Raw genomic sequence first — 16704 nt, 5'->3', positions numbered from 1 at the left:
GGTTCCGCTGTCAGCTCACGCGGAGCGGTTCATTCGACCCGGAGGCCCTTGGCCTCGGCGAAGGCCAGCGCCGTGCCCAGGTCCACCCGCGCCCCGGCGAAGGAGGCGTGCGCGAGCCCGTCCGCGTCGAGGCGGGCGCCGCGCAGATCGGCCTCGTCGAACTTCGTGCCGAGCAGCCGGGCTCCCACCAGGTCCGCCTCGCGCAGGTCGCAGCCGCGCAGGTCCGCCTCGCTGAGGTTCGACTCCCGGAACCGGATCCCCCGCAGGTCAGCCCGGCGCAGGTCGGCCCGCCCCATCCCGACCAGCGTCAGATCCGTCTCGCGCACCGTCCACTGCCGCAACCGGCACTGGACGAAGGACGAGCCGAGCAGGCTGCACTCCTCCCAGGTCGAATCGCGCAGCAGCGCCCGGTCGAACCGGCAGGAGCGGAAAGCGCTGGCCCTGTGCCGGGACTCGGCGAAGTCGGTGCGGGTGAAGGTGCACTCGGTGAACACGCAGCGACGGGTGCGCAGCAGCCCGAGATCGGCATCGGTGAAGTCGCACCGCTCGAACTCGCGATCCACCCACTCCTGCCCGACCAGCACCGCGTCGCTGAAGTCCTCGCCGACGATGCGCTGGGGTTCCGCCGTGCGCCCGCTGTCCGCCATGAGCACAGCCTGCCAGCGTCCCCTCCGGGCCCGGTCAGGGGACGACGACCACCGGGCGCACCGCCTCCACCACCAGGGTCGCGGGCACCGTGCCGAGCAGTCCGCCGCGCCGCCGGGACCGCCCCACCACGATCAGGTCCGCCCGGTACTGCTCGGCGACCTGCTCCAGCCCCACCGCCGGATCACCGCGGTGGTGCACGAAGTCCCAGTCGATGTCGATGTAGCGCAGATGCGCCACGACCTCCTTCTTGAGCTCCTCGACCAGGCTCTCGGCGGCCTCGCTGGCCACCGCGACCCCCATCGGGGACCAGTAGGCGACCCCGCCGACCGCCTCGACGTACACCAGGACCAGGCGCGCGCGTTCGCGGCGGGCCAGCCCGGCCGCCCACGCGGCGGCGTGGAAGCTCGCGGGGCTGCCGTCCATGCCGACGACGATGCCGCCCAACCCGTCTTTCCCGATTTCGAACTCGCGCTCGATCTTGTCGCCTTCGGCCACGCCGGAATGGTAGTAGCAGGCCTGGAGCGCTCCGACGACCGTGCGCCACACTCGGGACGTGACCACCTCGCGCAACACCGGACCCGGCTCCCCCGCGCTCACCGGCGTGGAGCGCGCCGCGCTGGACGCGATCGATCTGGACGGGATCCTGCGGGATCTCCGGGAGCTCGTCGCCATCCCCAGCGTCGGGGGTTCCCCCGGCGAATCCGAAGCGCAGCGGTGGTGCGCCGACCGGCTCCGGAGCCTCGGGCACCGGGTCGACCACTGGCGCATCGACCTCGACGAGCTCACCGCGCGGCCCGGGTTCCCCGGACAGGAGGCGGAGCGCGAGGAGGCGCACGGCTGCGTCGGCGTCAGCGGGGACGGCGAGCCGGCGCTGGTGTTCTGCGGGCACACCGACGTGGTGCCGCCCGGGGACCTGGACCGGTGGCCGGACCGCGATCCGTACGCGCTGCGGATCGCCGACGGCCTCGCCGCCGGGCGCGGCACCTGCGACATGAAGGGCGGCATCGCGGCGTTCCTCGGCGCGCTGCGGGCGCTGCGCACCGCGGGGATCTCGCTGCGGCGGCCGGTCGGCGTGCACGCGGTGGTCGGCGAGGAGGACGGCGGCCTCGGCGCGTTCGCCACCCTGCTGCGCGGCCACCGGGCGGCGGCGTGCGTGCTCGCCGAGCCCAGCTCCGGCGACGTCGTCGCGGCCAACGGGGGCTCGCTCACGTTCCGGTTGGAGGTCGGCGGGCTCAGCACCCACGGTTCCACCCGGTTGCGCGGGGTGAACGCGGTGGAGCTGCTGGCCGGGCTGCTCCCCGCGCTGCGGGAGCTGGAGGCGCGGCGCAATGCCGAGCCGGATCCGCTGGTCGCCCACCTGGAGCTGCCCTACCCGCTGTCGGTGGGCGTGGTGCGGGCCGGGGACTGGGCCAGCACGGTGCCCGACCTCGCCGTGGCCGAAGGCCGGTACGGGGTGCGGCTGGACGAGGACCTGGACGCGGCGAGAGCCGAGTTCACCGCCGCCGTCGCCGAGGCCTGCGCCGCCGACCCGTGGCTCGCCGAGCACCCCGCTCGGGTCAGCTGGCCCGGCGGCGTGTTCGCCAGCGGACGGCTGCCGCTGGGGCACCCGCTGCTGGCGGAGACCCGCGGCGCGGTGCGCGACGCCGGGGGCGGCGATCCCGGGGTGCTCGGGGCGCCCTACGGCACCGATCTGCGGCTCTACGCCGCGGCCGGGGTGCCGACGTTGCAGTTCGGGCCCGGCGACATCCGCTACGCCCACTCCCACGACGAGCACGTCGCCCTCGCCGATCTGGAGCGGGCCGCCCGCGCCTACGCCCTCCTCGCTCTCCGCCGCTGCACCCCGGCCTGACGTCGAGGCCCACGGGCGCATCCTCCCCGCATCCGCTCGCACCACCCGACCAGCCACCCCGCGATTTCCCGCGAAATCGCGCCACCCCGGCCCCGGCGGAGGCGATTTCTCGCGAAATCGCGCCCCCTCGGGCTGGCGGAGGCGGATTTCTCACGAAATCGCGAGACGGGGCGGCCCTGGCGGAGGGAGATTTCTCGCGAAATCGCGGCCCCTCGGCCCCGGAGGAGGGTGATTTCTGGCGAAATCGCGGGGTGGGTCAGCAGAAGTCCCGGGAGGTGGAGGGGACCCGCATGTCGAGGCGCTGGAGGCGGTCCGCGCGGAGGTTGACCACTCCCTCGGTGCGCTCCAGGGTGCCGCGGATCAGCAGCGCCGCGCTGCCGCGGGCCACCGCGCGGTAGCGGGCCCAGAGCCCCGGCGAGCACACCACGTTGATCATGCCGGTCTCGTCCTCCAGGTTCAGGAAGGTGATCCCGCTCGCGGTCGCCGGGCGCTGCCGGTGCGTCACGGCCCCGCCCACCAGCACCCGGGCCCCGTGCTCCACGTCGGACAGCCCGGAGGCGGGCACGGCGCCCAGCCCGTCCAGGCGGGCGCGCAGGAACTGCACCGGGAAGCTGTCCGGGGACACCCCGGTCGCCCACACGTCCGCCGCCGCCAGCTCCACCCCGTCCATGCCCGGCAGCACCGGCGGCTCCGCGGCCACCGTCGTGCCGGGCAGCCGGTCCGGCCGGTCCGCGGCGGCGGCCGCCGCGTTCCACAGCGCCTGCCTGCGGGACAACCCGAAGCAGCCGAACGCGCCAGCCGTCGCCAGCGCCTCCATCTGCGGGGCGCTCAGCAGGCCCCGCCGAGCCACGTCCGCCAGGTCCGCGAACGGCCCGTGCTCGGCGCGTTCGGCGACCAGCCGCTCCGCGACGCCCTCGCCCACGGTGCGCACCGAGGCCAGGCCCAACCGCACCGCCCGCCCGCCCTCCGAACGGGAGTCGGTTTCGAGGTCGGCCCGCACCCGGCTGGCGTTCACGTCCGGGCCGAACACCCGGACCCCGTGCCTGCGGGCGTCCGCGACCAGCGACTGCGGCGAGTAGAAGCCCATCGGCTGCGCCTTGAGCAGCGCCGCGCAGAACGCCGCCGGGTAGTAGTGCTTGAACCAGGCGCTGGCGAACACCAGCAGCGCGAAGCTCAGCGCGTGGCTCTCCGGGAACCCGTAGTTCGCGAACGCCAGCAGCCGCGCGTACACCCGCTCCGCCAGCTCCGCGCCGATCCCGTTCGCCGCCATGCCCGCGAACAACCGGTCCCGCAGCCGCCGCATCCGCTCCCCGGAGCGCTTCGCGCCCATCGCGCGGCGCAGCTCGTCGGCCTCCGCCGGCGAGAACCCGGCCACGTCGACCGCCAGCTGCATCAGCTGCTCCTGGAACAGCGGCACTCCCAGGGTCTTCGCCAGCGCGCCCGCCATCAGCGGGTGCTCGTAGTCCCACTCCTCCAGGCCGTTGCGGCGACGGATGTAGGGGTGCACCGAGCCGCCCTGGATCGGGCCGGGGCGGATCAGCGCCACCTCCACCACCAGGTCGTAGAACTCGCGCGGCTTCAACCTCGGCAGCGTCGCCAGCTGGGCCCGGCTCTCCACCTGGAACACACCGATCGCGTCGGCGCGGCGCAGCATCTCGTACACCGCGTCGTCGGCCAGGTCCAGCTCGCCCAGGTCGACCTGGCGGCCGTGGTGCTCGGCGACCAGGTCGATCGCGTAGTGCAGCGCCGAGAGCATCCCCAGCCCCAGCAGGTCGAACTTCACCAGCCCGGCCGAGGCGCAGTCGTCCTTGTCCCACTGCAGCACCGTGCGGCCGGGCATCCGCGCCCACTCCACCGGGCACACCTCGCTCACCGGGCGGTGGCAGAGCACCATGCCGCCGGAGTGGATCCCCAGGTGCCGGGGGAAGCCGATGAGCTCGTTCGCCAGCTCCCGCACCTGGCCGGGGAGCTCGTCGTCATCGGGCAGCTCGTGCCAGCTCTCCACCCGCTTGCTCCAGGCGTCCTGCTGCCCCGGGGAGTACCCCAGCGCCCGCGCCACGTCCCGCACCGCCGACTTCGGTCGGTAGGCGATCACGTTCGCGACCTGCGCGGCGTGCGTGCGGCCGTAGCGCTCGTAGACGTACTGGATCACCTCCTCGCGGCGGTCCGATTCGATGTCCAGGTCGATGTCCGGCGGCCCGTCCCGCTCCGGAGCCAGGAAGCGCTCGAACAGCAGCGCGTAGCGCACCGGGTCCGCGTTCGTGATCCGCAGCGCGAAGCAGACCGCCGAGTTGGCCGCCGAGCCCCGGCCCTGGCACAGCACGTCCTGCTCCTGGCAGAACCGCACGATGTCCCGCACCACCAGGAAGTAGCCGGGGAAGCCGAGCCGTTCGATCACGTCCAGCTCGTGCTCCAGCTGCCGGTACGCCGCCGGGTTCCGCTCCGGCGGGCCGTAGCGCTCGGCGGCGCCGCGCATCGTGAGTTCGCGCAGGTGCTCGGCCTCGGTCCGGCCCGACGGCACCTCGAACGGCGGCAGCCGGGGCGCCACCAGGCGCAGGTCGAAGGCGCACTCCCGGCCGAGCTCGGCCGCGGCGGCCACCACCCCCGGGTAGCGGGCGAAGCGGCGCGCCATCTCGGCCCCGGAGCGCAGGTGCGCGCCCGCCGAAGGCGGCAGCCAGCCGTCCAGCTCGTCCAGGCCGCGGCGAGCGCGGATCGCCGCGAGCACCGAAGCGATCCGCTCCCGCTCCGGAGACGCCAGGTGCGCCGCCGCGGACGCCACCGCGCGCAGGCCGCGCCGCCGCGCCAGCTCGAACAGCGCGTCGTTGCGCGCGGAGTCCTCGGGCAACCCGTGGTCGGTGAGCTCCACCACCACGTTCCCGGCCCCGAACAGCGCCACCAGCCGGTCCAGCTCCGCCTCGGCCGCGGGCGTCCCGCCGAGCTCCCAGGCCGAGCGGACCGCGCCCTTGCGGCAACCGGTGAGCACCACCCAGTGCCCGTCGGCCTCGGCCGCGAGCTCGGCGAGGTCGTAGTGCGGGCGTCCCTTCTCCCCGCCGCGCAGCTGCGCGGCGGTGATCGCCCGGCACAGCCGTCCGTAGCCCTCCGGGTCGCGAGCCAGCACCAGCAGGTGCTGGTCGGGCGGGTCCGGTTCCCCGGTGCGCGCGGTGGCGCGGGCCCCGTCGGGCCCGAGGCTCAGCTCGGAACCGAACAGGGTGCGCACGCCGTGCTCGGCGGCGGCCTCCGCGAAGCGGACCACGCCGTACATGCCGTCGTGGTCGGTCAGGGCCACCGCCTCCAGCCCGAGCCGGGCCGCTTCGGCGACCAGTTCCTCCGGATAGCTCGCGCCGTCCAGGAAGCTGAAGTGGGAGTGCGCGTGCAGCTCGGCGTAGGGCACCTCGGCGGGGGCGGGTTCCCCGCCGCCCTCGTAGGGCGCTCGGGTGCGGGTCCAGGCCGGGGCGTCGCCGCCATCGCCGGGGAAGGCGTGCTCCCCGGGCGGGGTCCCCTTGCCGGACAGCGCCTTCTCCAGCTCCGACCAGGACTGCGGCGGGTTGAACCAGTTCACCGGTACACCCCCCGCACCGACCACGCCGCCGCCTCGTGCACCAGCAGCAGCGCGATCTCGTCCTGCTCGCCGGGCGGGTCCGCGTCCTCCGGGGCGGCCAGCACCACCTGCATCCGGATCACCGCGCCCGGGTCGTCGGTCCGGTCCCACCAGCGCTCGCGCAGCGGCCACGGTCCGGCCCACCCGCTCACCTCCCGGGAGCGGCCACCGACGACCACCCGGCGCGGCGGGGCGGTGAGCTCCAGCCGGGCGGTGAGCAGCACCGGCTCACCCGCTTCGTCGAGCACCGCCGCGGGCCACGGGGAATCGGGCAGCACCGAGGGCGAGGGCGGGGGGATCCGGCCCGGCCACGGGCGGTCCGGCTCCCGCCGGGGCCTGCGCTCCGCGCCCCACGGCACCAGCGTCACGCGATCGCCCGGGTCCCGGCCGCCGGAGGGCACCGCCACCAGCACCCGGTCCGGGCCGAGCAGGCCCTGCACCCGCACGAAGGCGCGGCCCGCCCGCGCATCGGCCGCGCCGGTGGCGGAGCGCATCAGGTCGAGTTGGAGACCGCCCGCGCCCACGACCTCCTCCGGACTCAGCGTCAGCACCGCCACGCCGGAGGTGGGACGCGGTTCCCGCGAGCGGGAGCCGAGCCAGCCGTCCAGCTGCCAGCGCACCCGGTCCACGGTGTCGCCCGGGCTCAGCGGATCCGCGCAGCGCCACACCCGGTGCAGCTCCTCGCCGCTCTCGGTGCGCGCCGAGATCCCCAGTCGGGTGCAGGCGAGGCCGCGCTCGCCCAGCAACAGGTGCAGCCGCTCCGCCAGCGCCTTCGCGGCGAACGCGGCCACGTCCACCCGGTCCACCGGCGGGTCGAGCCGCTCGGTGACCGCCAGCTCCGGCGGGGGCCGCCGCCGGTCCGGCGGGCGTTCCTCCTCCCCGCGCGCGGCCCGCTGCGCCAGCAGCGCGTCGGAGCCGAAGCGGGTGGCGACGTCGGCCGGGACCAGGTCGGCGAACTCGCCGAGGGTGCGGATGCCCAGCCGACGCAGCAGGTCCACCAGCTCCGCCCGGCCCGCACCGGGCCCCGGAGCCGACGAGCGCTGCGCGGGCTGGTCGATCTCGCCGATGCCGAGCGGGGCGAGGAACTCGCGGCTGCCGCCCGGGGGCACCAGCACGCCGCGCCGGGCCGCCAGCACCCCGGCGAACAGGCCGTCCGCCACGCCCACCTGGCACTCCACCCCGGTGCGCGCCGCGACCTGGTCGATCAACCGTTCCGCCGCGGTCCGCTCCGAACCGAAGTACCGCGCCGGACCCCGTGCGGGGAGGGCCACCAATCCCGGGCGCACGACCTCCACTCCGGGGACGAGCTCCTCCACCGCGATCACGACCGGTTCGAACAGCCGGGCGTCCCGGGACGGATCGTGCTCGGAGACCGCCAGTTCCGGGCACCGCCCCTGCGCTTCGCGGCGGCGCATCCCGCGCCGGACCCCGACCGCCCGAGCCGTCGCCGAACAGGCCAGCACCCGGTTCGCGTGGAACACCGCCGCCGGGACCAGCGGATCGAGACCGTCCGCGAGCGCGGCGGCCACCACCGGCCAGTCCGGGCACCACACCAGGAAACGCCGCACCGCGGTCCCCGCCTCCGGCGCACCGCCGACGGCGTCCTCCGGGGCCACACCCTCCGCGCTGGCGGGCACGTCGTCATCCGGCACGGTCGTCACCCGCCACCGGGCGGAGCCCACCCCGCCCGCGCGCACCGGACCGGACCGGGCCGGGCATCACCCGGTTGTCCGGCTCGTTCCCGGTCGGTTCGGGAGCGAGGTCCTGGGCCACCGCCTGCTGCGCCAGCGGCGCGACCGGGCCCCCGCGGCCCGGCAGCAACAACCGGCACGAGCGGGGCCGAGACGCCGCCCCGCGCCCACCCGCGCGGATCGTGACCTCGCGCTCCCGCAGGTGTCCGTGGCCCTGCCCGAGGCCGTGCCAGCGCGCCCGCGCGCACCGCAACCGCACCTCAGCACCCGGCCACGGGCCGAACGGCAGCAGCACCGCGCCCCGGTGCCGAGCCCGGGTGGACAGCCGCCGGGCATCTGCCTCGCGCACCAGTCCCGGTTGACCGACCACCACCAGGTCCACCCCGTCGAGCAAGGCGGTGATCACCGCGACCGGGTCGTCCCCGGGCTGCGGGACCAGGGCCAGCCGGGACAGCTCCACCCCGGCTTCGGCGGCCGCGGCGAGGCCGAGCCCCGGCAGTCCCACCACGGCCGCCCACGAGCCCGCCGCCGTCGCCTCGGACAGCAGGGCGAACAGCAGCGAGGCCGAGTCCTGCACCGCCACCGTGCTGCCGCGGCGCAGACCTGGCCACGGCAGCACGGCGGCGAATTCCGCCCGCGTGGGCAGCACCCGTCCCGCGACGGGATCGCCGTCCACCCCGGTGGCCGAGGCGGCCACGGACACCCCGCGAGCCGTGATCACCCCGTCCAACGCCACCGAGGACGTGTTCGCGGACATCCGCTGCTCCCCACCTCGTTCGCACGGATGCCCGGCCCCGTCCCGGGCATCCCCGTCCGCTGTGGGGAGACAGCGGTGAGGTCGCGTCGTCTGCGCCCGGACGACTGGACCTCGTGGAACGACCGCCCGGACGGCGATCGCTCCGATGTTCCCTGCCAGTTCTCAGCGCTCCGGCGATCCGCTGCGGACCGCCGCTGTTGGGTTCCTCCTTCGCCCGTTCCGATCACCCGTCCGCCCCGACGCCCCCGCGACGCCGGAACCCCCGGCCGACGGCTCGGGAACCCCGCGTCCCGAACCGCCCAGCGGACCGATACCGGCCCCACCGAGATCGAACTTGCGTTCGACTGAAACAAGTAAACCCTGGCCACGGGCTCGCAGTCAAGGCGTTGACACCAAAGAGCGAACACGAGTTCGACAACCCCAGGTGGGAGCGCCCCACGCCCCGCGGAAGATCCCGCGCCCGCCCGGACGGCCCGATCCTGCACCCTCCCACCGACAACTCCGGCCAGGCCGCGCGCGCGACGAAAACGGGGGCGGTGCGGGATCCACCCGCACCGCCCCCGATGAATCCGGAGCCGATGATCCGCGGCCGGTCGTGGTGGCCCGCCGCGCGGCGGGCCCCCGGCCGACGTCGTCAGTGCGCGAAGTGCCTGGTGCCGGTGAGGTACATCGGCACCCCGGCCGCGCGGCAGGCCTCGATCGTCTCGTCGTCCCGCACCGAGCCACCCGGCTGCACGACGGCGCGCACCCCGGCGTCGAGCAGCACCTGCGCCCCGTCCGCGAACGGGAAGAAGGCGTCCGAGGCCACGACCGAGCCCGCGGCCCGCTCGCCGGCCCTGGTCACCGCCAGGCGCGCCGAGTCGACCCGGTTGACCTGGCCCATGCCGACGCCGACCGTGGCACCGTCGTTCGCCAGCAGGATCGCGTTCGACTTCACCGCGCGGCAGGCGCGCCAGGCGAACCGCAGGTCCGCCAGCGTCGCCGCGTCCACCGGCTCCCCGGTCGCGAGCGTCCAGTTCGCCGGGTCGTCGCCCTCGGCGTCGATGGCGTCGGACTGCTGGGCCAGCACCCCGCCGGAGATCGCCCGCAGCTCGACCCGGCCCGAACGCGGCGGGCGGGCGGTCAGCACCCGCACGTTCTTCTTCCGCATCAGCACGTCGACGGCGCCCTCCGCGTAACCGGGAGCGACCACGACCTCGGTGAACACCTCCGCGATCTGCTCGGCCATAGGCACCGACACCTCGCGGTTCGCGGCGATGACCCCGCCGAACGCGCTCACCGGGTCGCACTCGTGCGCCTTGCGGTGCGCCGCCGCGATGTCCTCGCCCACCGCGATGCCGCACGGGTTGGCGTGCTTGATGATCGCCACGCAGGGGTCGTCGTGGTCGTGGGCGGACCGCCAGGCCGCGTCGGCGTCCACGTAGTTGTTGTAGGACATCTCCTTGCCGTGCAGCTGCGCCGCGGCGGCCAGGCCGGTGGCCATCCCGCCGGAGACGTACAGCGCGGCGGCCTGGTGCGGGTTCTCGCCGTAGCGCAGCGCCGAGCGCCGCTCCCAGGTCTCCCCCAGCCAGCCGGGGAACACCTCGTCGTCGCCGGTCGGCACCCGGCTCATCCAGCTCGCCACCGCCACGTCGTAGGACGCGGTGTGCCGGAACGCCTCCGCGGCCAGCTCGACCCGCTCGGGCAGCGTGAAGCCGCCCGCGCGCACCTCCTCCAGCAACCACTCGTACTTGCTCGGGTCCACGACCACGGCCACGTTCGCGTGGTTCTTCGCCGAGGCGCGCACCATCGCGGGGCCGCCGATGTCGATCTGCTCGATCACCTCGTCCGGGCCCGCACCGGAGTCGACGGTGCGCACGAACGGGTAGAGGTTCACCACGAGCAGGTCGAACGGCGGGATGCCCAGGTCCGCGAGCTGCTCGGCGTGCTCGGGGCGGCGCAGGTCCGCGAGCAGGCCCGCGTGCACCCGCGGGTGCAGCGTCTTCACCCGGCCGTCGAGCGCCTCCGGGAAGCCGGTGAGCTCCTCGACCGGGGTGACCGGCACTCCGGCGTCCGCGATGGCGCGCGCCGTGCCGCCCGTGGACACGATCTCCACCCCGGCCGCGTGCAGCCCGGTGGCCAGGTCCAGCAGACCGGACTTGTCGGACACGCCGATCAACGCCCGGCGCACCGGACGCCGTTCCTGCGAGTTCTCGGTCACGGGATCTCCACCTTCCGCTCCCGCACGGTCCAGCCGTGCCGCGCGAGCTGTTCCAGGGTCTCGACCAGCAGCCGCCGCTCGGCGGCCTTGATCCGTTCGTGCAAGCTCGCCTCGTCGTCGCCGGCGAGCACCGGCACCGCCTCCTGCGCCAGGATCGGCCCGGTGTCCACGCCCGCGTCCACCACGAACAGGGTGCAGCCGGTGACGCGCACCCCGTGCTCCAGGGCGTCGCGCACCCCGTGCATCCCCGGGAACGAGGGCAGCAGCGCCGGATGGCTGTTGAGGTAGCGGCCGCCGAAGCGGGCCAGGAAGTGCTCCCCGGCGAGCTTCATGAAGCCCGCGGAGACCACCAGGTCGGGTTCGTGCTCGGCGCAGGCCTCGGTGAGCGCCTCGTCCCAGTCCTGCCTGCTCGCGTGGTCGGCCACGCGGCGCACGAACGTCGGGATCCCGGCGCGCTCGGCGCGGGCGAGGCCTTCGATGCCGCCCCGGTCGGCGCCCACCGCCACGATCCGCACCGGGAAGTCCGGGCGCGCGGTCGCGTCGAGGAGGGCTTGCAGCAGAGTGCCGGAACCGGAGACCAGCACCAGCACCCGGGCGGGTTCGGCGGGGCGGAACCGCGTGGGTTCGCGCGGCGCGGGGTCCGGGCCGTTCGATGCGGGAGTGCTCAGCTCTGACTCCTGACAGTGCCTGGTCACGATCTCACCGAGCAGCGTAGCGGCGCTCCGGCGGCTCCCTCGGCCAGGTCCCGACGCGAGTGGTCCAGCCCTCACCGGCCTCAGCGGGCGGCGCCGCCGGAGCTGCCGTCCTCGTCGGCGGGTCCGGTGGGCTCCTCGTCGGCGTGGATCTCGCCGGACCAGGAGACCGGGGGTTCCTGGGCCTCGGCCTGCTGGGCGCGCAGGACCAGGTCGGCCCACTCCGCCTCGTCGAGGTCGAACTCCACGTCGTCCTCCGGCTGCCCGGCGTCGCCCGGCAGCCCGCTCTCCTCCGGCTCGGCGTCCTCCGGCTCGGCGTCCGCGTGGAGGTCGTCGCCGCTCGTCCCGTCCTCCTCGAAGTCCTCCTCGGTGTCCCCCGAGTCGGTGTCCCCGTTCTCCCCGGTGTCGTCGGCGTCCTCCGCGAGCCCCTCCTCCGGCGCGGGGGCCTCCGCGCTCGCGCGCGGTTCCGGCACGTCCACCGGCGCCGGAGGAGCCGGGGCCAGCCACGCCGCGGGCAGCGCGGGAACCAGCAGCCAACCGGTCGTCGCCGCCGCCAGCAGCAGCGGGTGCAGTGTGACCGGGTCGAACCGCCCGCCGCCGAGGGCACCACCGGTCAGGGCCGCGACCACCAGCACGCCGAACCCCGCGGCCAAGGCGGCCAGCGCCACCGCCGTCATCCGCCGCCGCCCGGCCAGCTCCCGGCCGCAGCGCGCGCCGAGGAGCACCCCGACCGCCACCGGCAGCACCATCGCGACCGGCCACCACCACCCGGCCGGGCCCGGCGGGAGCGCCGCCAGCAGCGGCAGCTCCGGTACCGGGGCGGGCTCGATCCCGAAGAGGCGCACCGCCAGCGCTCCGAGGTCGATCCCCGGGCCGGCGGCGAAGGACCACCCGGCCAGCGCCGCGTTCGGCAGGTACAGCAGCGAGAGCAGCACCATCCCGAAGGCGTCGCCCGCGGAGCCCGCGCGGCCCACCAGCTCCGCCACTCGCGGGGCTCCCAGGCACAGCGCGAGCACCGCCACCAGCGCGCCCGCGGCGAGCACCCCGGTCCAGCTCAGCAACGCCCCGCGCAGCCCGGCGGCCACCTCCGGGGTGATCCGCGCGCGCAGCTGCTCGACGAGCTCCTCGCTCCGGCAGGCCCCGACGCTCGCGGCGGCCGCGACGAGCAGCCCGCAACGCAGGAACGCGCCCGGCACCGAGGCGTCCACGAAACCGCCCAGCAGCCCGGCGAGCAGCGCCCCCAGCACCCCGTGCGCGCCCGCCAGCACACCCACGAGCAGGCAGGAGTCCCGCAGGCCCACCAGCCCGATGCGGCGCTGCGCGGCGGCGGTGGCGGCGGCGGTGAGCACGCCGAACAAGATGGTCGGCAGGAACGGCAGCACCGACAGGGGCGCGCCGAGGAGTTCCAGCGGCACCTGGTGGACGGCCAGCCAGCCGGGAACGGCGGCGGCGAGCAGCGCCACCGCGTCGATCTCCGGCCCGGACGCGGTGGTGGCGACGAGCGCCAGCAGGGTCGCGGCCAGCAGGTAGCCGCCGAGGGTCGTGGAGAGCACGAGCGCGCCGAGCCACCGCCACCCGGTCCTCCGGTGGTGCTCGGCCTCGGGGTCCGGCACCAGGTCCGCGTCGGGCAGCGATTCGATCAGCGGCATGCGGCCGAATCTCGCACCGGCGCCGCCGCCGGTCGCCCAGGACTCGCCGCAGCGTCAGCCCATCTAGCGATCACGGTCACGCAGAGTCCCGGGCCTGGAACGCGCGGAGGGCGCCGACCGAGGTGGTCGACGCCCTCCGCGAGCGGTCAGGTTCTCAGGGAGAACCGGGGTACTGCATCTGCCGGGTGCCCTCGGGGCCGTCCGGGGTGGACGGCTGCGGGCCGGAGGCCGGGCCGGGGTCGCCGGCCGGCGAACCGCCCGCCGGGCTGTCCGGTCCCTGCTGCGGACCGGGGCCGTAGCCGCCGGGCGCGCCGGGGCCGCCGTAGCCGGGGCCGGGCTGACCCGCGCCGTGCGGGCCGGGGCCGCCCTGCTGGCCGTACTGGGGACCGGGGCCGGGCTGTCCGTGCCCACCGGGCTGCGGGTGGCCGGGGCCGCCCTGCGGACCACCAGGACCGGGAGGGCCCCAGCCGGGCTGGGGTCCGGGGGCGCCTGGCTGCTGCCCGTAGGGCTGCTGGCCGCCCGGAGCACCCGGGCCACCGGGACCGTGCTGACCTGGGCCGTGCGGACCGGGGCCGTGCTGACCCGGGCCGCCCAGCGGCGGGAACGGACCGGTGCCCGGGCCCTGCTGGCGGCCGCGCGGCTCGGCGGCCTTCCCGGCACCTGCGGGCAGCTCGACGACACCGGCCTCGGCCAGCGCGAGCACGACGACGACCGCGGCCTGCACCAACGCCAGCAGCAGCTGGACGATGCCGATGCCGCCGACGCCACCGCCGAGCACCGCCTGCAACAGCACGAGCGCGCCGTAGATCGCGAGCGGAGCCGCCGCGACCAGCGTGTTCGGGGACTTCGGCAGCGCGCGGAGGCCGAGCAGCACGCCGCTGCCGATGATCGCGAGACCGGCGGTGCCCGCGATCAGCCCGGCGGCCGCGGGGTCGAAGAACCCGAGCACGTAGGCGACGAGCCCGGCCCCGGCGGCCACCAGGGAGAGGATCTTGGGGAGTTCGGAGTTGCCCGGGCCACCGGACTTCGGCGTCTCCGCACGAGGAGGCCCTGCGTGCGGAGGTGCCTGCTGGTGGGGCGGGGGCGCACCGTAGGGCGTGGACATGGGTGAGAGGACTCCTCCTCGCCGAGGGTCAGGAGAACGCGCTGCCACTCACGGAAGAGTGACACTCGAAACGGTATCGGACTGTGATTGAGTTGCCGAACGGGTACGACCTGTGTCCGAGCGGCGCGTCGCGGCCGCCCGCGGCGCGTTCACCTCGGCCGCCACCCGCGAACCGCCCCCGGACCGGCCACGACGCGCGGCGGCGAGCCCACCCGGTTGGCGGCTGTGGAGAAGGTCACCGAGACCGGCCCCGCACGCGAAACGACCGGGGCCGGGCACCCGCGCTGGGTGCCCGGCCCCGGTCGTGGAGCGGAAGTGCTCAGCCCTTGACGATCTCGCGCATCAGGTTCGCGGTCTCGCTGGGGGTCTTGCCGACCTTGACTCCGGCGGCCTCCAGGGCCTCCTTCTTCGCGGCCGCGGTCCCCGAGGAGCCGGACACGATGGCGCCCGCGTGGCCCATGGTCTTGCCCTCCGGAGCGGTGAAGCCCGCGACGTAGCCGACCACCGGCTTGGTGATGTTGGCCTTGATGTAGTCGGCGGCCCGCTCTTCGGCGTCGCCACCGATCTCGCCGATCATCACGATCGCCTCGGTCTCCGGGTCGTCCTGGAACGCCTGGAGCGCGTCGATGTGCGTGGTGCCGATGATCGGGTCACCGCCGATGCCCACGGCGGTGGAGAAGCCGATGTCGCGCAGCTCGTACATCATCTGGTACGTCAGCGTGCCCGACTTCGACACCAAGCCGATCTTGCCGGGACCGGTGATGTCCGCCGGGATGATGCCCGCGTTGGACTTGCCGGGCGAGATCACGCCGGGGCAGTTCGGCCCGACGATGCGGGTCTTGTTGCCGGTGGCGTTCGCGTGCGCCCAGAAGTAGGCGGAGTCGTGCACCGGGATGCCCTCGGTGATCACCACGGCGAGCGGGATCTCGGCGTCGATGGCCTCGACGACCGCGTCCTTGGCGAACTTCGGCGGCACGAACAGCACCGAGACGTCGGCGCCGGTCTCCTTCATCGCCTCGGCGACGGTGCCGAAGACCGTGAGCTCCTTGCCCTCGATCTCGACGGTCTGCCCGGCCTTGCGGGCGTTGACGCCGCCGACGATGTTGGTGCCCGACTTGAGCATCCGCGCGGTGTGCTTGGTGCCCTCGGAGCCGGTGATGCCCTGGACGATGACCTTGCTGTTCTCGTTGAGGAAGATGGCCATGGGTCACGCCCCCGCAGCAGCAAGTTCGGCGGCCTTGTCGGCCGCGCCGTCCATCGTGTCCACCAAGGTGACCAGCGGGTGGTTCGCCTCGGCGAGGATGCGCCGGCCTTCCTCGACGTTGTTGCCGTCGAGCCGGACGACCAGCGGCTTGGTCGCGTCGTCGCCCAGGATCTTCAGCGCCTGCACGATGCCGTTGGCCACGGCGTCGCAGGCGGTGATCCCGCCGAAGACGTTGACGAAGACCGACTTCACGTCGGTGTCCCCGAGGATGACGTCCAGTCCGGCGGCCATGACCTCGGCGGACGCTCCGCCGCCGATGTCCAGGAAGTTGGCCGGCTTGACGTTCGAGTGCGCCTCGCCCGCGTAGGCCACCACGTCCAGCGTGGACATGACCAGGCCGGCGCCGTTGCCGATGATGCCGACCTCGCCGTCGAGCTTGACGTAGTTGAGGTCCTTGGCCTTGGCCTTGGCCTCCAGCGGGTCCTCCGCCTCGGCGTCGACCAGCTCGGCCTGCTGCGGCTGCCGGAACGCGGCGTTCTCGTCCAGCGTGACCTTGCCGTCCAGCGCGATGATCTTGCCCTGCGGGTCCTTGACCAGCGGGTTGATCTCGACGAGCGTGGCGTCCTCCGCGACGAAGGTCTCCCACAGCTTGACGATCACGTCGACGACCTGGTCGGCGACCTCGGCCGGGAAGTTCGCGGCCTCGACGATCTCGCGGGCCTTGGCCGCGTCGACACCCTCGATCGGGTCGATCGCGATGCGCGCCAGCGCCTCGGGCTTCGTCGCGGCGACTTCCTCGATCTCCATCCCACCCTCGACCGAGGCCATCGCCAGGAAGTTCCGGTTGGCGCGGTCGAGCAGGAAGGAGAAGTAGTACTCGTCGGCGATGTCGGAGGCGGTCGTGATCAGCACGCGCCGCGTCACGTGGCCCTTGATGTCCAGACCGAGGATCGCCTCGGCCTTGGTCCGGGCCTCGTCCGGCGTCTCGGCCAGCTTGACGCCACCGGCCTTGCCGCGGCCCCCGGTCTTCACCTGGGCCTTGACCACCACGGGCCCGCCGAGTTCATCGGCGGCTGCCTTGGCCTCTTCGGGATTGGTGGCCACGGAACCGGGCAGCGTCGGCACTCCGTGGGAAGCGAAGAGTTCCTTCGCCTGGTACTCGTACAGGTCCACTCGACTCTCCTGCGACGTCGGTGTCGGACTCGGCGACGATAGCGACCTGCGATGACGACCGGTGCGGCGCACCTGGTGAACTGGCTCACCCCGCTGGGCCGATCGCCGCAGGTGAATGCATCCAGACCGACCATTTCG

The 16704-nt window shown here is 74.7% G+C and carries 12 protein-coding genes; 1 reads left to right on the top strand and 11 read right to left on the bottom strand.

The window, feature by feature from the left end; all coding sequences use genetic code 11:
• Window positions 1-29: 29 nt before the first annotated feature.
• Both ACL03H_RS19900 and ACL03H_RS19895 read right to left on the bottom strand, forming a co-directional pair.
• Entirely contained in the window at window positions 30-647 is a 618-nt protein-coding gene (locus tag ACL03H_RS19900) for a pentapeptide repeat-containing protein (protein WP_412812784.1), read from the bottom strand.
• Window positions 648-681: 34 nt separating this feature from the next.
• The gene (locus ACL03H_RS19895) at window positions 682-1143 is read right to left on the bottom strand and encodes a universal stress protein (RefSeq protein WP_412812783.1); all 462 of its coding nucleotides are present in this window, start codon (window positions 1141-1143) and stop codon (window positions 682-684) included.
• Between the two features lie 58 nt (window positions 1144-1201).
• Here ACL03H_RS19895 and ACL03H_RS19890 point away from each other — a divergent pair, with 58 nt between their 5' ends.
• A complete protein-coding gene (locus ACL03H_RS19890; RefSeq protein ID WP_412812782.1) occupies window positions 1202-2497 on the top strand; it encodes an ArgE/DapE family deacylase in 1296 nt (431 codons plus the stop codon).
• A 256-nt stretch (window positions 2498-2753) separates the two neighbouring features.
• Here ACL03H_RS19890 and ACL03H_RS19885 read toward each other — a convergent pair whose 3' ends face one another.
• From ACL03H_RS19885 to sucC, 9 genes are all read right to left on the bottom strand, one after another.
• Entirely contained in the window at window positions 2754-6056 is a 3303-nt protein-coding gene (locus ACL03H_RS19885) for an error-prone DNA polymerase (protein WP_412812781.1), read from the bottom strand.
• The gene (locus ACL03H_RS19880) at window positions 6053-7711 is read right to left on the bottom strand and encodes a DNA polymerase Y family protein (protein ID WP_412812805.1); all 1659 of its coding nucleotides are present in this window, start codon (window positions 7709-7711) and stop codon (window positions 6053-6055) included. Before ACL03H_RS19880 ends, ACL03H_RS19885 begins: the two co-directional genes overlap by 4 nt.
• A gap of 25 nt (window positions 7712-7736) precedes the next feature.
• A complete protein-coding gene (locus ACL03H_RS19875) occupies window positions 7737-8543 on the bottom strand; it encodes a hypothetical protein (RefSeq protein ID WP_412812780.1) in 807 nt (268 codons plus the stop codon).
• A 634-nt stretch (window positions 8544-9177) separates the two neighbouring features.
• Window positions 9178-10743, bottom strand: a complete 1566-nt coding sequence (purH, locus tag ACL03H_RS19870; RefSeq protein WP_412812779.1) for a bifunctional phosphoribosylaminoimidazolecarboxamide formyltransferase/IMP cyclohydrolase — start codon at window positions 10741-10743, stop codon at window positions 9178-9180.
• Window positions 10740-11333: a phosphoribosylglycinamide formyltransferase gene (gene purN / locus ACL03H_RS19865; RefSeq protein WP_412812804.1), complete on the bottom strand. Its 594-nt coding sequence runs from the start codon at window positions 11331-11333 to the stop codon at window positions 10740-10742. The genes purH and purN overlap by 4 nt, the downstream gene beginning before the upstream one ends.
• Window positions 11334-11518: 185 nt before the next feature.
• On the bottom strand, window positions 11519-13084 hold the full coding sequence (locus ACL03H_RS19860) for a cell division protein PerM (protein WP_412812778.1): 1566 nt from the start codon (window positions 13082-13084) through the stop codon (window positions 11519-11521).
• Window positions 13085-13238: 154 nt separating this feature from the next.
• Window positions 13239-14189 carry a DUF5336 domain-containing protein gene (locus ACL03H_RS19855; protein ID WP_412812777.1) on the bottom strand — a complete coding sequence of 317 codons (951 nt, stop codon included), beginning with the start codon at window positions 14187-14189 and terminating at the stop codon, window positions 13239-13241.
• Between the two features lie 319 nt (window positions 14190-14508).
• Complete coding sequence (gene sucD, locus ACL03H_RS19850) at window positions 14509-15393, bottom strand: succinate--CoA ligase subunit alpha (protein ID WP_412812776.1); 885 nt, start codon at window positions 15391-15393, stop codon at window positions 14509-14511.
• A 3-nt stretch (window positions 15394-15396) separates the two neighbouring features.
• Window positions 15397-16566 (bottom strand): ADP-forming succinate--CoA ligase subunit beta, encoded by a 1170-nt coding sequence (gene sucC / locus ACL03H_RS19845; protein WP_412812775.1) that lies wholly within the window; start codon window positions 16564-16566, stop codon window positions 15397-15399.
• Window positions 16567-16704: the final 138 nt, after the last annotated feature.

The organism is Saccharopolyspora antibiotica, assembly GCF_047200635.1.
GTDB lineage: Bacteria > Actinomycetota > Actinomycetes > Mycobacteriales > Pseudonocardiaceae > Saccharopolyspora_C.
The sequence above is the reverse complement of the archived record's forward strand: the minus strand, read 5'-3'. Positions and strand labels throughout refer to the sequence as shown.

Coding starts and splice junctions, on each gene's coding strand:
- ACL03H_RS19900 (WP_412812784.1), bottom strand. CDS start 647: ATGGCGGACAGCGGGCGCACGGCGGAACCCCAGCGCATCGTCGGCGAG.
- ACL03H_RS19875 (WP_412812780.1), bottom strand. CDS start 8,543: ATGTCCGCGAACACGTCCTCGGTGGCGTTGGACGGGGTGATCACGGCT.
- ACL03H_RS19860 (WP_412812778.1), bottom strand. CDS start 13,084: ATGCCGCTGATCGAATCGCTGCCCGACGCGGACCTGGTGCCGGACCCC.
- ACL03H_RS19855 (WP_412812777.1), bottom strand. CDS start 14,189: ATGTCCACGCCCTACGGTGCGCCCCCGCCCCACCAGCAGGCACCTCCG.
- sucD (WP_412812776.1), bottom strand. CDS start 15,393: ATGGCCATCTTCCTCAACGAGAACAGCAAGGTCATCGTCCAGGGCATC.